This is a genomic window from Pantoea sp. X-Soil-TKNS-1279, from assembly GCF_059730565.1.
Genome location: NZ_AP035948.1, coordinates 3116523 through 3134569 on the forward strand (window position 1 = coordinate 3116523; position 18047 = coordinate 3134569).

Here is an 18047-nt window from a genome sequence, read left to right on the forward strand (position 1 = left end):
AAAAACCCCCGACAGGCGGGGGTTATAAGTAGAGATTGTTGACGCCTGCACGGGTTATCAGCCGATAACCTCGCGAATACGTGCTTTATAAGTTTCCAGCTTTTGTGGCGTCATCATTCGACGCTCATCATCCAACACGACGCCGCCGACATCATCAGCGATACGCTGTGCGGATTGCAGCATCAGTTTAAAGTTCTGGTTCGCATCGCCGTACGACGGCACCATCATAAAGATGGATACGCCTGGCGTGCTGAAATCACCCATTTCATCCGGATTGAACGAACCGGGTTTTACCATATTCGCCAGGCTGAACAGCACCGGACCGCTGCCGGCCGGACTCAGATGGCGATGGAAAATATTCATTTCGCCAAACTGGAAGCCTGCCTGCAAAATCCCCTGCAACAACGCTTCACCATTCAGCACGCCGCCAGCATGAGCCGCAACGTGCAGTACCAGCACGGCTTCTTTTTTGCTGCCCGCAGCGGCTGGCTGCGGTTGTTCTTCGTGGGCAACGGGCGTCTCTTCTTCCGGCTCAGGCTGTTGGGCCACGACCGGTGCGGCGCTAACCAGCGGGTCGTTATCCAGCAACGGATCTGCCTGAATCGGTTGCGGCTGTGGTTGCGGCTGCACAACAGGTTTTACCACTGGAGGAACAGGCGGTACGGGTTGCTGGCGCACTTCCGGCTCCGCATCAAACAGCGGATCGCGTGCAACTGAAGGTTCCTGACGCGGTGCAGGCTGACGAACAGGTTCAGGCGCACGCGGCGCACTGACCGGCTTTTCTGAATAGCCACCCAGCTCAGGTTCATCATGCGTATCGCGACGAACCCGTACTTCGCCGACGCCTTCATCATCGTCGCCCAGCAGATCATCATCCGCTTCTTCGCGTTGTTTCAGACGTTTGTGCGGGCGATCGCGAAACACGGAGGAGCGCTCTTTACGGCTGGTCCACAGTCCGTGAAGTAGCAGCGCTATTATGGCGATCGCGCCAACAACGATTAATATCAGACGCAAATCCTGCATCATTGTATTCTCTGTTGTTCCAATACCTTGCCACCACGGCAAACTTTATCCTCTAACTGTATTTGCCCTGCTACACAAGTGCAAGTCTGTGCAGTATTTTCTGACAAATAAGATAGCTCCCCCACGCTTTTTTGCTGTTTTTTCGTGCAAAGCGACCCTGTTGCCGATAAAAAGCCAGGTTATGATGTTCGCGCCCGTACACATTGGAGAAAGGCTTGTTATGCCCGTTGAGAAATCGGTCTCATCTTTGAATGGTATTCATTACTTCGCCGAGGGATGGAAGCTGGTGCGTCTACCCGGTATTCGTCGCTATGTCATCATCCCGCTGCTGGTCAATATCCTGCTGTTGGGGGGGGCCTTTATTTGGCTCTTCCACCGCCTCGGCCAGTGGATTCCCCAGCTAATGGCACATATCCCCGATTGGCTGCAATGGTTGAGTTACCTGCTCTGGCCGTTGTCGGTGATTTCGATTGTGCTGGTGTTCAGTTACTTCTTTTCCACCATCGCGAACCTGATTGCGGCCCCCTTTTGCGGACTGCTGGCAGAACAACTGGAAGGACGTCTGACCGGTAAACCCTTGCCCGATAGTGGCTGGGTTGCCATGTTCAAAGACATTCCCCGCATCATGAAGCGTGAAATGCAGAAGCTGGGCTACTATTTGCCCCGCGCGCTTGGGTTATTGCTGCTGTACTTTATTCCGGGTTTCGGGCAAACGGTGGCTCCGGTTTTATGGTTTTTGTTCAGCGCCTGGATGCTCTCAATCCAATATTGCGATTATCCATTTGATAACCATAAAGTAAGTTTTCAACAGATGCGCCATGCGTTACGTCGCCATAAAAGCGCCAATATGCAATTTGGGGCGCTGGTCAGCCTTTTTACCATGATCCCCATCCTCAATCTGGCCATCATGCCCGTTGCCGTGTGTGGTGCCACCGCCATGTGGGTCGATCGTTATCGCCAGCAAAATGGTCGTCATTAAACCATCAAAAAGCCTTATGCTTTTTTGCATGGGGCTTATGGTCAAGGGCTATATAGATATACGATTTCTTTCCTTCCGCACACGGGCAGAAAAGGTATGCTCTGAGGGTTCCCAATATTTCATACAGTTAAGGACGAGCTATGAGTAAGATCTATGAAGACAACTCGCTGACAATTGGTCATACGCCGCTGGTTCGACTGAACCGCATCGGTAACGGCCGCATTCTGGCGAAGGTCGAGTCCCGTAACCCGAGCTTCAGCGTCAAATGCCGTATCGGTGCCAATATGATTTGGGACGCAGAAAAACGCGGTATCCTGAAAGAAGGTGTAGAACTGGTTGAGCCGACCAGCGGCAATACCGGTATTGCCCTGGCTTACGTTGCGGCTGCTCGCGGTTACAAGCTAACGCTGACCATGCCGGAAACCATGTCGATCGAACGTCGTAAACTCCTTAAAGCACTGGGTGCCAACCTGGTGCTGACCGAAGGCGCGAAAGGCATGAAAGGTGCCATCGCCAAAGCTGAAGAAATTGTTGCCAGTGACCCGGACAAATATGTGTTGTTGCAGCAGTTCAGCAATCCGGCAAACCCGGAAATTCACGAAAAAACCACCGGCCCGGAAATCTGGGAAGACACCGACGGCGACGTTGACGTGTTCATTGCCGGTGTCGGTACTGGCGGTACGCTGACTGGCGTCAGTCGCTACATCAAAAACACCAAAGGCAAGAAAGACCTGATCACCGTCGCGGTAGAGCCAACCGACTCGCCGGTTATCGCCCAGGCACTCGCAGGCGAAGAGATCAAACCTGGCCCGCACAAAATCCAGGGCATCGGTGCCGGTTTTATCCCGGGCAACCTTGACCTGAAGCTGATTGACCGTGTGGTCGCCATCACCAATGACGAAGCGATCAGCACCGCACGTCTTCTGATGGAAGAGGAAGGTATTCTCGCCGGTATCTCTTCAGGTGCTGCAGTCGCCGCTGCACTTAAGTTGCAGGAAGATGAAGCCTTCGCCAATAAGAACATCGTGGTGATTCTGCCCTCCTCTGGCGAGCGTTATCTGAGTACCGCGCTGTTTGCCGATCTGTTCACTGAAAAAGAGCTGCAACAGTGACCGGTCAAAGTCTGAAATGACGAAAAAAGCACCCAAATGGGTGCTTTTTTGTGGCTCAGATCTCACTTTTACCACCTGGCAGATTGCTTTCAGTGACGTGGGTCTGGTATTTAAGCAACCAATTATTTCGATGCCTGAAATTAATCAGGCTTTGAAGTGGATCAAGCTGAATCGATTTACTGATTTGGCGATACGGCGAATCACGGCATAATGAGCAGATGGAGCGATCATCTCTGCTTTTGATCCTTCCGCTGGATATGACGCTCACATCGCATGCGCATTTTTTTGGTTAGCGTGATGCCATCCAGTGCACCTACACAGGCTAAAGTTACGGCTCCAGGCTAGACTTTAGATCCATAACACCAAACCTGATAAAGTTGGGGAAATAGAATGTTCCAGCAAGAAGTTACCATTACCGCACCTAACGGCCTCCACACTCGTCCTGCAGCTCAGTTCGTTAAAGAAGCCAAGGCTTTCCAGTCAGAAATCACTGTGACCTCGAATGGCAAATCTGCCAGCGCGAAAAGCCTGTTCAAACTGCAGACACTGGGTCTGACTCAGGGTACGGTTGTTACGCTGTCTGCCGAAGGTGAAGATGAGCAGCAAGCGGTTGAACACCTGGTAAAACTGATGGCTGAGCTGGAGTAATCCACTCAGTTTGTGACTAAACCGACTCCTTTGCCCCATTGAGTGCAAACATCTTGATCGCGGACAACTTGTCCGCGTTATTGCTTCCGTAGATTACACGTCCGCGACAATGGCAATGCATTGGGTCAACGAGCCATCGTGATTAAAAGGTAGGGTTATGATTTCAGGCATTTTAGCATCACCGGGTATCGCCTTCGGCAAAGCACTGCTGCTGAAGGAAGATGAGATCGTCATCAACCGTAAAAAAATTTCTGACGATCAGGTTGAGCAGGAAGTACAGCGCTTCCTCGACGGACGCAGCAAGGCTGCTACCCAGCTCGAAGCCATCAAAGTTAAAGCCGGTGAAACCTTCGGTGAAGAGAAAGCGGCGATCTTTGAAGGTCACATCATGCTGCTGGAAGACGAAGAGCTGGAGCAGGAAATCATCGACCTGATCAAAAAAGATCACGCGACTGCTGACGCTGCTGCCCATTCGGTTATTGATGGCCAGGCGAAAGCCCTGGAAGAGCTGGACGATGAATACCTGAAAGAACGCGCCGCTGACGTGCGTGACATCGGTAAACGCCTGCTGCAAAACATCCTCGGCCTGCATATCGTCGATCTCAGCGCTATCGAAGACGAATCCATTCTGGTGGCAAAAGATTTGACGCCGTCAGAAACCGCACAGCTGAACCTGAAAAAGGTGCTGGGCTTTATCACCGATCTCGGTGGCCGTACCTCGCATACCTCCATCATGGCGCGTTCACTTGAACTGCCAGCGATTGTCGGTACCGGTAACGTGACCGCGACTGTTAACAACGGTGATTTCCTGATTCTGGATGGCGTAAACAACAAAGTTTATGTCAACCCGACCCCTGATGTACTGGAAGAGCTGAAAGCCATCCAGACGCAATATCTGTCAGAAAAACATGAACTGGCGAAACTGAAAGATCTGCCGGCAATCACGCTGGATGGTCATCAGGTTGAAGTCTGCGCCAACATCGGTACGGTACGTGACGTCGCCGGTGCCGAGCGTAACGGTGCGGAAGGCGTGGGCCTGTATCGTACTGAGTTCCTGTTCATGGACCGCGATTCACTGCCGACCGAAGAAGAACAGTTCCAGGCCTACAAAGCCGTTGCGGAAGCCATGGGCTCACAAGCGGTTATCGTGCGTACTATGGACATCGGCGGTGACAAAGACCTGCCGTACATGAACCTGCCGAAAGAAGAGAACCCGTTCCTCGGCTGGCGTGCGATTCGTATCGCAATGGACCGCAAAGAGATTCTGCATGCTCAGCTGCGTGCGATTCTGCGTGCCTCGAAGTTCGGCAAACTGCGTATCATGTTCCCGATGATCATTTCTGTGGAAGAAGTTCGCTTCCTGAAAGCTGAACTGGAAACCCTGAAAGCGCAACTGCGTGAAGAAGGCAAACCCTTTGATGAGACCATTGAAGTGGGCATTATGGTGGAAACACCGGCTTCAGCGGTTATTGCTCGTCATCTGGCAAAAGAAGTCGACTTCTTCAGTATTGGGACAAACGACCTGACGCAGTATACTCTGGCGGTCGATCGTGGTAATGATTTGATTTCTCACCTCTATAACCCAATGTCGCCTTCCGTTCTGGGCCTCATCAAGCAAGTGATCGATGCATCACATGCCGAAGGGAAATGGACCGGCATGTGTGGTGAGCTGGCTGGTGATGAACGTGCTACACTACTGTTACTGGGAATGGGGCTGGACGAATTCAGCATGAGTGCCATTTCAATCCCAAGCATCAAGAAAATTATCCGTAATACCAATTTTGAAGATGCGAAGGCATTGGCGGAGCAGGCTCTGGCTCAACCCACAGCGGAAGATTTGATGACGCTGGTTAACAAGTTCATCAAAGAAAAAACACTCTGCTGATACGCGAGACGCTGGCCCCAAATTACTGCTTAGGAGAAGATCATGGGTTTGTTTTCTAAACTTTTTGGCGATAAAACAGAGAGCGCATCAGGGACTATTGAAATTGTAGCGCCTCTGTCAGGCGAAATCGTGAATATTGAAGACGTACCAGATGTGGTATTCGCGGAGAAAATTGTCGGTGACGGTATTGCGATCAAACCGACCGGCAACAAAATGGTTGCCCCGGTTGACGGCACCATCGGTAAAATTTTCGAAACCAACCACGCATTTTCAATCGAGTCTGACAACGGCATCGAGCTGTTTGTCCACTTCGGTATCGACACGGTTGAACTGAAAGGTGAAGGCTTCAAACGTATCGCTGAAGAAGGCCAGAAAGTGAAAAAAGGCGACGTGGTGATCGAGTTTGATCTGCCGCTGCTGGAAGAGAAAGCAAAATCCACGCTGACGCCGGTTGTGATCTCGAACATGGACGAGATCAAAGACCTGATCAAACTCTCTGGTCCGGTCACTGTGGGCGAGACCCCGGTGATTCGTATCAAGAAGTAATTCGCAGTCTGGATAGTAAAACGGCACCCGATGGGTGCCGTTTTTGTTTCCACGATAATCTAGTCCTGTTTCCAGCGTGGTAGCCTGATCGTCAGCTCCAGGCCACCTTCCGGACGATTTACCGCCTGGACTTCGCCATGATGTGCCAGCACTACCTTCCGCACAATCGACAGTCCCAGCCCATAGCCTTTACCCATCAGCGGCGAATTGACGCGCACAAAGGGGTCAAAAATGCTGGAGAGCTTTTCGTCATCGACTCCCGGTCCCTGATCGCGCACACGAATCGCCAGCCACTGGTTTTCCGCCTGCAAGCGCACCTGAATATGCTGCCCCTTATGAGAGAAACGCAGCGCGTTGCGCAGCACATTTTCCACACCACGACGTATCAACTCAGCATTGCCGTGTACGGTGTAATCCGCATTTTCATCGACCTGAAAATCAACCTTCACCCCCGGAATCTGCGCCTCGTAACGGACGTCCGTCACTATCGCATGCAGCAGACCGGTCAGGTCGAAGTACTGTTCACCCGGCATACTCTCGTGCTCAGCACGCGAGAGCGTCAGCAGTTCACCAATCATCTTGTCCAGTCGACGCGCTTCTTCGTCGATACGATTAAGCGAGGATTCGACACTTTCCGGCGTCTGGCGCGCCAGACCGGTGGCCAGCTGAAGACGGGCTAACGGCGAACGCAGCTCATGGGAGATATCATGCAGCAGCTCCTCACGCGCTTTCACCAGCGTATCCAGCCGTTCCACCATCGCATCAAAATCCTGCGCGACGCTGGAAAGCTCGTCATGGCGTTTGCGCATTACCGGATAGAGCCGCACGCTTAAGTCACCACTACTGACGCGGGCAAAGCCCTCACGGAGCTGACGCATCGGACGCGTCAGGTTCCAGGCCAACAACAGGCTAAACAGCAAACCCAGCGCACCCGCAAAGGTGAACATCGGTTCCGGGATATTCAGGATGCGGCGTGGACCACCCACACCCATTGAGCTATCTTCCCGCAGTGCTTTGACGTCGTAACGCAGTTCATACTCTTTAGCATCAGCCCCTTTTACCCAACGTACAATCACATCCGGGAAGGGACCGTGGAACGGCTCGTTAAAGCCTGATGGCGGCAATACTTCCGGTGGCGCATTCACCGTAGCGACGGGTTTGCTGTGCTGGATCACCGAGAAAAACTGGCGATCGTTCGGTTCCCAGTCAGCCATCATGTCGTCGAGTGCGCTCGGCCCACCGCGCTCAAGCACCGAGACGGCTGAAGCCATCTGTAAATTCACAATACGACGGATCGCCACGATTTCTGGCGGTTCATGGCGGTTACCGGAAAGCGAAAAACCGAGCCACAGCAGCTGACTGATAATCACAAATACAATCCAGAAGCCCAGCAGGATCTTCCAGAACATGCGGCCACGGTAGCTGTGCTTCATCGAATGCGATAACCAATACTGCGCACAGTTTCGATATTGACGTTGTCAGCAGTTAACGCTGCCAGTTTCTGGCGAATATTGCTGATATGCACATCGACGCTGCGATCGTAGGCTTCACGCGGACGCCCCAGCCCTTTTTCCGACAGTTCATCTTTCGATACCACACGATCGGGGGCGCGCATCAGCAGGTCGAGCAAGTTAAATTCCGAAGCGGTGAGATCAAACGCCTTACCCTGCCATTCGGTGATACGGGTGGCAGGATTGAGGCTTAAATCCCCCCAACGCAGTATCTCTTTTTTGTCCGGCAGCGGGGCCTGATCTTCAAAACGACGCAGCACAGCACGCAGGCGCGCGACCAGTTCACGGGGATAGCAAGGTTTTGGAACATAATCGTCAGCGCCCATTTCCAGACCGATGACGCGATCGATGTTGTCACCTTTGGCGGTCAGCATGATCACTGGCAGACGGCTGTTCTGGCGTACCTGACGCAGCACATCAATTCCACTCATATCCGGCAGCATGATATCGAGGATCATGGCGGTGTAATTGCCTGAAAGCGCACCTTCAACCCCGGCACTTCCGGTTAAAACCAGTTGTGCATCAAAGCCTTCAGCAATCAGGTATTGGCTCAGCATAGTACCAAGCTCTAAATCGTCATCAACAAGCAGAATTTTCATCTTTATCTCTCGTACAAAATTGCCGCTATTTTGTCCTGAGTTCGTCCTGAGCGCAGCCGGTTTTACTCGATCCTTACAGTGACGATACTCCGTAGCGACGCGATTTATCGCGCGAATTTAAAACACAGGAAAACAGCGCGATAAATCGCGCCGTTACGCATTTTTACAAGAGGATAGTTTAGTGGAAAACACCGGTGGAGAGATAACGGTCGCCGCGATCGCAAATAATCGCCACCACCACACTGCCTGGTTGCGCTGCGGCAACACGTAATGCGCCTGCCACCGCCCCACCGGAGCTGACACCGCAGAAAATACCTTCGCGCCGCGCCAGCGCGCGCATGGTTTCTTCGGCTTCCTGCTGAGACATATCCATCACCTCATCCACCAATTCCGGACGGAAAATCCCCGGCAGATAGGCACTCGGCCAGCGGCGGATACCGGGAATGCTGCTACCTTCCTGCGGTTGTAAGCCAATGATTTTCACCGCAGGAGCAAACTCACGCAGGTAACGTCCCACGCCGGTAATGGTACCGGTGGTGCCCATGCTGGAGACAAAATGCGTCATCCGTTGCTGACTCTGCTGCCAGATTTCCGGGCCGGTGGTCAGGTAGTGGCCGAGTGGGTTATCCGGGTTGTTGAACTGATCCAGTACCCTCCCCTCTCCACGCGTCGCCATCTCCTGCGCCAAATCGCGTGCCCCTTCCATGCCCTGCTCACGCGTTACCAGCACCAGTTCAGCCCCGTAGGCAAGCATCGCATCCTGGCGTTCCTGGCTCATGTTATCTGGCATCAGCAAACGCAGACGATAGCCTTTCATCGCCGCAATCATCGCCAGCGCGATGCCGGTGTTGCCACTGGTGGCTTCAATCAACGTATCACCCGGTTTAATCTCGCCACGCAATTCCGCCTGGTGAATCATCGACCAGGCCGCGCGATCTTTAACCGATCCCGCCGGATTGTTACCTTCCAGTTTTAACCAGATTTCGCTGCCGTTGTCAGGCGTCAGGCGCTGCAACTTAATCAACGGCGTGTTGCCGATGGTATTTTCCAGTGTGGTCACGGTCAGATTCCCGGCGTAGAAAGAGGGGCAAAGAAATCGGGCGGGAAAATCCCGCCCGAAGGAGTGTCAAAAATATCAGGCGCTCTCGGCAAAGGCAACCGCGCGCAGCGGCGTTGTTCCCTGGTAAAGTCGTGCCTGTTGCAGGCCAACAAACAGGCGTTCACCGCGAATCGGTGCGGTTTGCTCGCCATCAAACACCAGGGTGAAGGGTTCGCTTTGCCAGCCTGTGGGCTGCACCACCAACTGCCAGAAGTGACCACGCGGGCTGACTTCCAACACCTGCACCGGCAACGGGGTTTCCAGGCTGCTCTGGCGCGAGACATCAATCTCCCACGGACGCAGGAACAACTCGACCTTGCCCTGGTGGGCAGGCGTGTAGCCCAGCGGCCAGCGATGCGCGGCGACATGGAACTGCGAGCCGTGCACTTCACCGTCGAAGCGATTTACTTCACCGAGGAACTCCAGCACGAAGCGGGTGGCAGGATCGCGCCACACGTCATCCGGTGTCCCCACCTGTTCAATGTTACCTTGACTCATCACCACCACCCGGTCAGCGACTTCCATCGCCTCTTCCTGGTCATGGGTGACGAATACGCTGGTGAATTTTAACTCTTCATGCAACTGACGCAGCCAGCGGCGCAGTTCTTTACGCACCTGCGCATCCAGCGCGCCGAAGGGTTCATCCAGCAGCAAAATCTGCGGTTCCACTGCCAGCGCACGCGCCAGCGCAACACGCTGTTTCTGGCCGCCCGACAGTTGTGCCGGGAAACGGTTAGCAAGGTGTGCCAGTTGCACCATTTCCAACAAGCGGGTCACCCGTTGTTTGATTTCGGCGCTGGAAGGACGCTCACGCCGCGGCAACACTGTCAGACCAAAGGCGATGTTGTCGAACACCGTCATATGGCGGAACAGCGCATAATGCTGGAAGACAAAACCGACCTGACGATCGCGAGCATGAATGCGGCTGACGTCTTTGCCATGAAAATAGATCTGCCCGCTGTTCTGATGCTCCAGTCCGGCGATAATCCGCAGCAGCGTGGTTTTACCGGAACCGGATGGCCCCAGCAGCGCCACCATCTGGCCGGAAGGAATATCCAGAGAGATATCGTTCAGCACCGGGGTACGGCCAAACGCTTTGTTAATTTGTTTAATCTCAATGCTCATGATTTTCCTCCTGTTGGCGTTTCTGCTGATGCTCTAAACGCCACTGCAGCACGCTTTTCAGAAACAGTGTCACTATCGCCATCAGGGTCAGCAGCGCGGCGGCGGTAAACGCACCGACGGTGTTGTAATCCTGATGCAGTAATTCAACCTGAAGCGGCAACGTATAGGTTTCGCCGCGAATCGATCCCGATACCACCGAGACCGCACCAAATTCGCCGATGGTACGCGCATTGGTCAGCACCACGCCGTACAACAGCGCCCAGCGGATGTTGGGCAGCGTCACGCGGCGAAACATCTGCCAGCCGGACGCGCCAAGCAGCACCGCCGCTTCGTCTTCATTGCTGCCCTGGCTCAGCATCACCGGCACCAGCTCACGTACCACAAACGGACAGGTGACGAAAACGGTTGCCAGCACCATACCGGGCCAGGCAAACATAATCTGGATATTGTGCGCATCCAGCCATCCGCCAGCCGGACCGTTGATGCCCCAGAACAACAGATACATCAAGCCTGCCACCACCGGTGACACGGCAAACGGAATATCAAACAGCGTGAGCAACAGCTGGCGACCAGGAAAGTTAAAACGCGTCACCAGCCACGCCAGCAGTGTACCGAACACCAGGTTTACCGGCACGGTAATCAACGCCACCATCACCGTCAGCCAGATGGCATGCAGCATGTCGCCATCTTTCAGATTGCTGATTACGCCGCCCAGCCCCTGGCCCAATGCCTCCCAAAAGATGGAGATCATCGGCACCACCAACAACAGCAGCGAAACCAGCGCACCAATGCCAATCAGCAGCCATTTGCCCCAGTTAATCGGTGAACGGTCAACACGATTGATTTGCGAAATCTCTGCCATCAGTGGCCTCCTAAACGACGGCCAAAGCGGCTTTGCAAGGTATTAATGGCGAACAGCAGCAGCAGCGATGCGGCAAGGATCACCGAGGCAATCGCACTGGCGGCCGGGTAATCAAATTCCTGCAAACGCACGAAAATCATCAGCGAGGTGACTTCGGTCTTCCACGCGATGTTACCGGCAATAAAGATCACCGCGCCAAACTCGCCGAGGCTGCGGGTAAAAGACAATGCGGTCCCGGCCAGCAGCGCCGGTGCGACTTCCGGCAGCACCACGCGACGGAAGCTCTGCCACGGCGTGGCCCCGAGCGTTTCTGCCGCTTCTTCATATTCCGGGCCTAACTCTTCCAGCACCGGCTGCACAGTACGCACCACAAACGGAATGCTGGTGAAGGCCATCGCCACTGCGATACCAAGCCAGGTGTAAGAAACTTTGATATCAAACTGCGCCAGCCATTGCCCATACCAGCCGTTGACCGAGAACAACCCGGCCAGCGTCAGACCGGCGACAGCGGTAGGCAGCGCAAACGGTAAATCCATCAGGCCATCAAGCAACGTGCGGCCAGGGAAGCGATAACGGGTCAGGATCCACGCCATCAACATGCCAAACACCGCATTGAAGATGGAGGCAACACCGGCAGACAACAGCGTCACCTTGTAAGCAGCCACCAGTTGCGGACTGGTGATCACTTCCCAGTACTGCGCCAGCGTCATCTTTGACAACTGCATCAGCAGCGCGCTGATCGGCAGCAGCAGGATCAGGCAGGTAAACAGCAGGCTGGTACCCAGGCTGAGACCGAATCCGGGCAGCACCCGTTTTTGCGTAGAGGCAAACATCAACCGCGCCCCGCTGCCAGCAGTTTGTCCAGCTCAGCGCCAGACGCGAAATGGGTTTTCATCACGTTATCCCAGCCGCCGAACGCCTGATCAACGTTGAATAACGCCGTCTGCGGGAAGCGATTTTTCTGCTCCGCCATCAGCTGCGGGTTGTTTACGCGATAGTAGAAGCTGGTGATAATTTTCTGTGCTTCCGGGCTATAGAGAAAATTCAGGTAGGCTTTCGCTGCATCGGCGGTGCCATTGTGCTCAACATTTTTGTCCACCCAGGCCACCGGGAACTCGGCGAGGATGTTGGTTTTGGGCACAATCACTTCATAACCGTCTTTGGCGTACTGGTTACGGATGTTGTTCACTTCAGATTCAAAGCTAATCAACACATCCCCCAGACCACGCTCGGCGAAGGTGGTGGTCGCACCGCGACCGCCGGTATCAAACACTTCGACGTTCTTCAGGAATTTAGTCATAAAGGCTGCGGTTTTGGCCTGATCTTTACCATCAGCCTGATCCGCCGCACCCCACGCAGCCAGATAGGTATAACGGCCATTACCGGAGGTTTTTGGATTGGGGAACACCAGCTTCACATCATCGCGCGCCAGGTCAGCCCAGTCGTGAATGTTCTTTGGATTGCCCTTGCGCACCAGAAATGCCATGGTGGAATAGAACGGTGAGCTGTTATTCGGCAGACGAGTTTTCCAGTCCGCCGGGATCAGATTGCCTTTATCATGCAGCACCTGCACGTCCGTCACCTGATTGTAAGTCACCACATCAGCACGCAATCCTTGCAGGATCGCCAGCGCCTGTTTTGAAGAACCGGCATGAGATTGTTTAATGGTCAGCTTGTCACCCGGATGGCTGGCATCCCACTGCTGCTCAAACGGCGCATTCAGCGCAACAAACAACTCGCGCGAGACGTCATAAGAGCTGTTGAGCAGTTCTGTCGCCTGCACAGCACCCGCCATTGCCAGCGAAAGCGCGATACCGCCAACCAACTTTTTCAAAACGGGAAGTGTCATGCTGCACCCAGAGATATGGAGTTACGGCTGATGCCATTAGATGTTGTCAGTGTATTTATAACTCAGGGGAAACCAGTAACGGTTTTATATATCGTTTGCTGATTTCAAAGTCTAAAAAGGCATAAGACGACGGGGAAGAATATGCGGCTGGCGGGATTGGGCACGGACGGCAGCGTGGCCGTCCGTAGCAGAATTACAGCGCCTGCAACGCGTCGAGGGACGGTGCGAAATAGTAGCTGCCGGTCACTGGTTTGGTGAAACGCAGCATGGCGTCCATTTTGCCGTCGCGCTCGCCAAACATACTTAGCAACTGCTGTTCGATGTTATACAGACGATTGCAGTAGGCGATAAAAAACAGGCCGTGGGTGCCGCTGACGGTGCCGTAAGGCAGACTCTGACGCAAAATCTTCAGCCCTTTTCCCTCTTCTTTGAGATCGACACGGCTGAGATGCGACGTCGCCGGGCGCGCCTCACCCGGTATCTCTTCATTTTCCACTTTGGTACGCCCGAACACCGCTTCCTGCTTCTCAACCGCCATGCGGTTCCACAGCTTCAGGTTATGTTCCCAACGCTGAGTGAAGACGTAACTGCCCCCGGCATCCGGGCCATCGGCGATAATCGCCACCTGCTGACGCTGTTCGCCCTGGGGGTTCTCGGTGCCATCGATGAAGCCTGAGAGATCGCGCTCCTCCACCCAGCGGAAGCCGTGCGTCTCTTCTTCAACGCTAACGGCGTCAGCAAAAGCCACCAGCGCCGCCTGGGCCAGGGAGAAGTTAACGTCATGGCGTAGCGACTGAATATGGATCAGCAAATCATGCTGGGTTGCGGGCGCAATGCCCTTACCCAGTTCGCGAAAGGCTTTCAGCTCCGGCGCGCTATCCGTTCCGTGCAAATCGCGCCACAGCGTGTCGCCAAAGGCGATAACCGCTCCCAGACCCGCATCGGTAAATTGTTGTTGCAGTGATTCGAGGTGTTGCAGAAAAGTTTTGCTGCCCAGACGCAGCGCATCGAGATCGCCCGTGACACGAGCTTCCAGCCAAATGGCGAAACGGCGGTGTTCCAGCAGGATCCCGCTCTGAAATTGAGACATCGACATGCTCTCCGGCGATGGGGGTTAAACGACGTTTTTTTCGCCCGTATCATACCGGAAAGCGGCGGTGATAGCCCGTATCACCGCACTTTTTTCAGGGTTACCGTTGCCAGACGATCTGACTGATTTTCCAGTTTTTCAGAGTATCGTCAGACGGCATCAGACCTTCAGGCCCGTGCCATTCACCGCTGTAGATGTAAGCGATGTGCTGGCTGTTGGGTGCCCGGCACTCAACATCACGACTATCCAGGCCCGGCACCATTTTGCAGTTATCGAAAGCTTTGCTGAATTTCGCGCTGAACAGGTCACCGATTTTGCTGCCATCGGCACTTTTTGCGTTGCTATCCACGACTTCGATACGCTCCACGCTGCTTTGGCCGTGAATCACCATTTTGACCTTGCCATCATCCAACGCCTGCCAGAACTCCACCACCTGGCCGTTCTGGGTGCGCATGCCCTGGCGCAATTTGTAATCCCCATCCAGGGCTTTATCGATGGCAGTTTGCGTCATCGCGGTGCTGCTGGAAAGGCCTGCTACCCCCTGCTCCGTCACGATAAGCGAACCACCAAACCAGTTCAGCGGATTCAGCGCTGACCAATGATAACTGAGTGGGTTATACCAGTGGCTTTCATCAGCCTGGGAAGAGGAACCCGAACTGGCACATCCTGCCAGCACCAGAGCCGTCGCCAGCAGCGCGGGACGAACAACGTTCATGAAAACTCCTTGATCTTCTTTGCCGGTTGGCGTGCCTGTTGGAGTCGCAAAGCGACAAAAAGTTTATTCGTGATGCTGATGTTCGGGCAAAAAACAGTCACGCAGGCGGCGATGGGTTTGCAGCCAATATAACGCCAGCAGGTCAAACAACGTCAGCAACAGCGGAAATGGCGAGTCAGGCATCTCGCCCTGCCACAGATTACCCCCCTGCCACAGCAGGTTAATCAGTAGCGACAGACTCAACACCCAGCGCCAGCTTTGCCACACCCGGGGCCAACGCTGGCGATAACCGGTTAGTAATAAACCGATGGCCGACGGAACACCCAGCGCCAGACCGAGCCAGAAACTTTGCCGGTCCGGATAAAACAGCGCCAACAGGTCATTGCCCTGCTGACGTGAAGCGCCAGCCATCACCAGCAGCAGCCAGGTGCGCGCCTGCAATAACAGGATCAACCAGAAAAGAAACGGCAGCCGTAGCTGCCCTTTCGCATCATATTCTTCGGGTGGATATTTCAGCGTGACCACTTAATACTCGCGATCTTCAATCAACCGTTTACCAAACAGCAGCGAGTCCACCGGTTCGTAATCGAGCTTTTCATAGAACGCCACCACCTGGTCGTTCTCTTCACGTACCATCAGGTGAATTTTCGGGCAGCCACGCGCAATCAGTTTCTTTTCCAGACGGTTCATCAGCGCATTGGCAAAGCCGCGTCCCTGATAATCCGGGTGGACCGCCAGATAGTATGCGGCACCACGATGACCATCGTAGCCGCCCATCAGCGTCCCCACCACCTCGCCACCGACTTCGGCTATCAGGAAGAGATCCGGGTCATGGTTCATTTTGCGTTCGATGTCCAACTCCGGGTCATTCCACGGGCGCAACAGATCGCAACGCTCCCAGAGCGTGATCACTTCTTCAAAATCTTCCTGGCGGAAAGAACGGATTTCCATCGGCGTTACCCTACAGTTGGCCACAATTCGCTGATTATCACGCATTCTTTGCCAGGTGCAAACCTTGCACCGCTCAGTGGCGGAAAAAAGCGGCAAATTTCCTGTTAGCGACCTGAAATACAAAGTAAAGCCCTGAAATAGTTGTGAGGTCGCACGCGACAGGGTGTTACGCTATAACACTTCGCAGGTTTACCTGTCAGGGATTCATTGATGAAAAAGATTTCACTGCTCAAACGCTTAACCAATCGCCGTCAGCTGCTGCTGTCCGGGCTGGCGCTGGCGGTGCTGTCACCGCGTCTGGTCCAGGCCAAAGAAGAGAGCGCAGATTTACGCATGCTGCCACGCCACAGCAAACCTGCGCCCCCAGCCCGCAGCGGCAAACGTATTGTGATGATCGACCCTGGTCACGGCGGCATCGATTCCGGTGCGGTTGGCGAGCAAGGTTCGGAAGAGAAGCATATCGTGCTGGATATCGCCAACAACGTACGTCAGTTGTTGCAGGATCATCCGAAGGTGGAAGTGCGTCTGACACGCGACACTGACTACTTTATTCCGCTCTATCAGCGCGTTGAAATCGCCCATCAGCACGGCGCAAATCTGTTTATGTCTATTCACGCCGATGGTTATACCAGCCCGGATGCCAATGGCGCGTCAGTGTTCGCCTTGTCGAATCGCGGAGCAAGCAGCGCGATGGCGCGTTATATGTCGCAAAAAGAGAACGATGCCGACAAAGTTGGTGGTGCCGAAGTGGCGGCGAAGGATCAGTATCTGAACCAGATTCTGTTCGACCTGGTGCAGACCGACACCATTCGTAACAGCCTGACGCTGGGTAAACATGTGCTGGATCAGATTCGCCCGGTGCATCATCTGCACAGCCAGCACACCGAACAGGCCGCGTTTGCGGTACTGAAGTCGCCATCCATTCCTTCGGTGTTGGTGGAGACCTCGTTTATCACCAACCCGCACGAAGAGCAGTTGCTCGGCACCCCGGCGTTCCGCCGTAAAATCGCCAGCGCAATTGCCGATGGCATCGTCAATTACTTTGATGAGTACGATCGTCGTCAGGCTTAGGTATAATCGCGGCAAATTTCCGGAACGAGTGACTCATGAGCAATCCCGATATTTCCCGCGTTAAAGCCTTTTTGCTGGCGCTCCAGGATGACATTTGCGCCCAACTGGCGGCGGAAGATGGTAAAGCAGACTTCGCTGAAGATAACTGGCAGCGGCCCGGCGGTGGTGGCGGACGCAGCCGCGTACTGCGCAACGGCGCGGTGTTTGAGCAGGCTGGCGTTAACTTCTCCCACGTTCATGGCGACCAGATGCCCGCTTCCGCGACTGCGCATCGTCCGGAGCTGGCTGGCCGCAGTTTCGAAGCGATGGGCGTATCGCTGGTGATCCATCCGGAAAACCCGTATGTACCGACCAGCCACGCCAACGTGCGTTTCTTTATTGCAGAGAAGCCGGGAGCCGATCCGGTGTGGTGGTTTGGTGGCGGCTTCGACCTCACCCCGTATTACGGTTTTGAAGAAGATGCCGTGCACTGGCATCAGACAGCCTTTGAGTTGTGCCAGCCGTTTGGCGAGGACGTCTATCCACGTTTTAAAAAATGGTGCGACGACTATTTCTATATCAAGCATCGTGAGGAACAGCGTGGCATTGGCGGTTTGTTCTTCGACGATCTCAACACCCCCGATTTTGACCACTGCTTCGACTTTACCCAAGCGGTAGGCAACGGTTTTCTGCAAGCCTATCGTCCGATTGTGGCAAAACGCAAAGCGCTGCCGTGGGGCGAGCGCGAGCGCCAGTTCCAGTTATACCGCCGTGGTCGCTATGTCGAGTTCAACCTGGTGTGGGATCGCGGCACCCTGTTTGGTCTGCAAACCGGTGGACGAACCGAATCGATCCTGATGTCGATGCCCCCGCTGGTGCGCTGGGAATATGATTATCAACCGGAAGCGGGAACGCCAGAAGCGGCGTTGTACCGCGATTTCCTGCCGGTGAAGGATTGGCTGAGTATCGCGTCCAGATAATGGCCATTTCGTAGCGGCGCGAT

19 protein-coding genes are annotated in these 18047 nt (G+C 54.4%); 7 read left to right on the forward strand and 12 right to left on the reverse strand.

Going from position 1 to position 18047, the window contains the following annotated elements; translation table 11 throughout:
• Positions 1-57: 57 nt before the first annotated feature.
• Positions 58-1026, reverse strand: a complete 969-nt coding sequence (gene zipA / locus AC6I8N_RS14585; RefSeq protein WP_208723865.1) for a cell division protein ZipA — start codon at positions 1024-1026, stop codon at positions 58-60.
• A gap of 217 nt (positions 1027-1243) precedes the next feature.
• Here zipA and cysZ point away from each other — a divergent pair, with 217 nt between their 5' ends.
• The 5 genes from cysZ to crr all read left to right on the forward strand — a co-directional run bounded on the left by cysZ (position 1244) and on the right by crr (position 6193).
• A complete protein-coding gene (gene cysZ, locus AC6I8N_RS14590; RefSeq protein ID WP_497829352.1) occupies positions 1244-2002 on the forward strand; it encodes a sulfate transporter CysZ in 759 nt (252 codons plus the stop codon).
• 140 nt (positions 2003-2142) lie between these two features.
• A complete protein-coding gene (cysK, locus tag AC6I8N_RS14595; RefSeq protein ID WP_208723863.1) occupies positions 2143-3114 on the forward strand; it encodes a cysteine synthase A in 972 nt (323 codons plus the stop codon).
• A 390-nt stretch (positions 3115-3504) separates the two neighbouring features.
• A complete protein-coding gene (ptsH, locus tag AC6I8N_RS14600) occupies positions 3505-3762 on the forward strand; it encodes a phosphocarrier protein Hpr (RefSeq protein ID WP_007889063.1) in 258 nt (85 codons plus the stop codon).
• A gap of 157 nt (positions 3763-3919) precedes the next feature.
• Positions 3920-5647 (forward strand): phosphoenolpyruvate-protein phosphotransferase PtsI, encoded by a 1728-nt coding sequence (ptsI, locus tag AC6I8N_RS14605; RefSeq protein ID WP_021184264.1) that lies wholly within the window; start codon positions 3920-3922, stop codon positions 5645-5647.
• Between the two features lie 42 nt (positions 5648-5689).
• The gene (gene crr / locus AC6I8N_RS14610) at positions 5690-6193 is read left to right on the forward strand and encodes a PTS glucose transporter subunit IIA (RefSeq protein ID WP_013509993.1); all 504 of its coding nucleotides are present in this window, start codon (positions 5690-5692) and stop codon (positions 6191-6193) included.
• A gap of 59 nt (positions 6194-6252) precedes the next feature.
• Here crr and AC6I8N_RS14615 read toward each other — a convergent pair whose 3' ends face one another.
• The 11 genes from AC6I8N_RS14615 to AC6I8N_RS14665 form a co-directional block, all read right to left on the reverse strand.
• Positions 6253-7626: an ATP-binding protein gene (locus AC6I8N_RS14615; RefSeq protein ID WP_021184265.1), complete on the reverse strand. Its 1374-nt coding sequence runs from the start codon at positions 7624-7626 to the stop codon at positions 6253-6255.
• Positions 7623-8303, reverse strand: a complete 681-nt coding sequence (locus AC6I8N_RS14620) for a response regulator transcription factor (RefSeq protein WP_021184266.1) — start codon at positions 8301-8303, stop codon at positions 7623-7625. The genes AC6I8N_RS14615 and AC6I8N_RS14620 overlap by 4 nt, the downstream gene beginning before the upstream one ends.
• A gap of 178 nt (positions 8304-8481) precedes the next feature.
• On the reverse strand, positions 8482-9363 hold the full coding sequence (gene cysM / locus AC6I8N_RS14625) for a cysteine synthase CysM (protein WP_497829353.1): 882 nt from the start codon (positions 9361-9363) through the stop codon (positions 8482-8484).
• A 75-nt stretch (positions 9364-9438) separates the two neighbouring features.
• Positions 9439-10527: a sulfate/thiosulfate ABC transporter ATP-binding protein CysA gene (cysA, locus tag AC6I8N_RS14630; protein ID WP_208723862.1), complete on the reverse strand. Its 1089-nt coding sequence runs from the start codon at positions 10525-10527 to the stop codon at positions 9439-9441.
• Entirely contained in the window at positions 10517-11389 is an 873-nt protein-coding gene (cysW, locus tag AC6I8N_RS14635; protein WP_021184269.1) for a sulfate/thiosulfate ABC transporter permease CysW, read from the reverse strand. The genes cysA and cysW overlap by 11 nt, the downstream gene beginning before the upstream one ends.
• Positions 11389-12222: a sulfate/thiosulfate ABC transporter permease CysT gene (gene cysT / locus AC6I8N_RS14640; protein WP_021184270.1), complete on the reverse strand. Its 834-nt coding sequence runs from the start codon at positions 12220-12222 to the stop codon at positions 11389-11391. Before cysT ends, cysW begins: the two co-directional genes overlap by 1 nt.
• On the reverse strand, positions 12222-13238 hold the full coding sequence (locus AC6I8N_RS14645; protein ID WP_497829354.1) for a sulfate ABC transporter substrate-binding protein: 1017 nt from the start codon (positions 13236-13238) through the stop codon (positions 12222-12224). Before AC6I8N_RS14645 ends, cysT begins: the two co-directional genes overlap by 1 nt.
• 193 nt (positions 13239-13431) lie before the next feature.
• Positions 13432-14328, reverse strand: coding sequence for a Dyp-type peroxidase (locus AC6I8N_RS14650; protein WP_497829355.1), 897 nt, complete (start codon positions 14326-14328; stop codon positions 13432-13434).
• A gap of 100 nt (positions 14329-14428) precedes the next feature.
• The gene (locus AC6I8N_RS14655; RefSeq protein WP_497829356.1) at positions 14429-15043 is read right to left on the reverse strand and encodes an RpoE-regulated lipoprotein; all 615 of its coding nucleotides are present in this window, start codon (positions 15041-15043) and stop codon (positions 14429-14431) included.
• A gap of 63 nt (positions 15044-15106) precedes the next feature.
• Complete coding sequence (locus AC6I8N_RS14660; protein WP_497829357.1) at positions 15107-15568, reverse strand: DUF2919 domain-containing protein; 462 nt, start codon at positions 15566-15568, stop codon at positions 15107-15109.
• Positions 15569-15994 carry a GNAT family acetyltransferase gene (locus tag AC6I8N_RS14665; protein WP_021184275.1) on the reverse strand — a complete coding sequence of 142 codons (426 nt, stop codon included), beginning with the start codon at positions 15992-15994 and terminating at the stop codon, positions 15569-15571. It abuts the gene before it with no gap.
• 210 nt (positions 15995-16204) lie between these two features.
• Between AC6I8N_RS14665 and amiA the strand changes: the two genes are divergently transcribed.
• The gene (gene amiA / locus AC6I8N_RS14670) at positions 16205-17065 is read left to right on the forward strand and encodes an N-acetylmuramoyl-L-alanine amidase AmiA (protein ID WP_021184276.1); all 861 of its coding nucleotides are present in this window, start codon (positions 16205-16207) and stop codon (positions 17063-17065) included.
• 35 nt (positions 17066-17100) lie between these two features.
• The gene (gene hemF, locus AC6I8N_RS14675) at positions 17101-18024 is read left to right on the forward strand and encodes an oxygen-dependent coproporphyrinogen oxidase (protein ID WP_497829358.1); all 924 of its coding nucleotides are present in this window, start codon (positions 17101-17103) and stop codon (positions 18022-18024) included.
• The last annotated feature ends 23 nt before the right edge of the window (positions 18025-18047 follow it).

Excerpts from the sequence above, each read along its gene's own strand:
- zipA (WP_208723865.1), bottom strand. The coding sequence starts at position 1,026 with ATGATGCAGGATTTGCGTCTGATATTAATCGTTGTTGGCGCGATCGCC.
- cysZ (WP_497829352.1), top strand. The coding sequence starts at position 1,244 with ATGCCCGTTGAGAAATCGGTCTCATCTTTGAATGGTATTCATTACTTC.
- cysK (WP_208723863.1), top strand. The coding sequence starts at position 2,143 with ATGAGTAAGATCTATGAAGACAACTCGCTGACAATTGGTCATACGCCG.
- ptsH (WP_007889063.1), top strand. The coding sequence starts at position 3,505 with ATGTTCCAGCAAGAAGTTACCATTACCGCACCTAACGGCCTCCACACT.
- ptsI (WP_021184264.1), top strand. The coding sequence starts at position 3,920 with ATGATTTCAGGCATTTTAGCATCACCGGGTATCGCCTTCGGCAAAGCA.
- crr (WP_013509993.1), top strand. The coding sequence starts at position 5,690 with ATGGGTTTGTTTTCTAAACTTTTTGGCGATAAAACAGAGAGCGCATCA.
- AC6I8N_RS14615 (WP_021184265.1), bottom strand. The coding sequence starts at position 7,626 with ATGAAGCACAGCTACCGTGGCCGCATGTTCTGGAAGATCCTGCTGGGC.
- AC6I8N_RS14620 (WP_021184266.1), bottom strand. The coding sequence starts at position 8,303 with ATGAAAATTCTGCTTGTTGATGACGATTTAGAGCTTGGTACTATGCTG.
- cysA (WP_208723862.1), bottom strand. The coding sequence starts at position 10,527 with ATGAGCATTGAGATTAAACAAATTAACAAAGCGTTTGGCCGTACCCCG.
- cysW (WP_021184269.1), bottom strand. The coding sequence starts at position 11,389 with ATGGCAGAGATTTCGCAAATCAATCGTGTTGACCGTTCACCGATTAAC.
- cysT (WP_021184270.1), bottom strand. The coding sequence starts at position 12,222 with ATGTTTGCCTCTACGCAAAAACGGGTGCTGCCCGGATTCGGTCTCAGC.
- AC6I8N_RS14645 (WP_497829354.1), bottom strand. The coding sequence starts at position 13,238 with ATGACACTTCCCGTTTTGAAAAAGTTGGTTGGCGGTATCGCGCTTTCG.
- AC6I8N_RS14650 (WP_497829355.1), bottom strand. The coding sequence starts at position 14,328 with ATGTCTCAATTTCAGAGCGGGATCCTGCTGGAACACCGCCGTTTCGCC.
- AC6I8N_RS14655 (WP_497829356.1), bottom strand. The coding sequence starts at position 15,043 with ATGAACGTTGTTCGTCCCGCGCTGCTGGCGACGGCTCTGGTGCTGGCA.
- AC6I8N_RS14665 (WP_021184275.1), bottom strand. The coding sequence starts at position 15,994 with ATGGAAATCCGTTCTTTCCGCCAGGAAGATTTTGAAGAAGTGATCACG.
- amiA (WP_021184276.1), top strand. The coding sequence starts at position 16,205 with ATGAAAAAGATTTCACTGCTCAAACGCTTAACCAATCGCCGTCAGCTG.
- hemF (WP_497829358.1), top strand. The coding sequence starts at position 17,101 with ATGAGCAATCCCGATATTTCCCGCGTTAAAGCCTTTTTGCTGGCGCTC.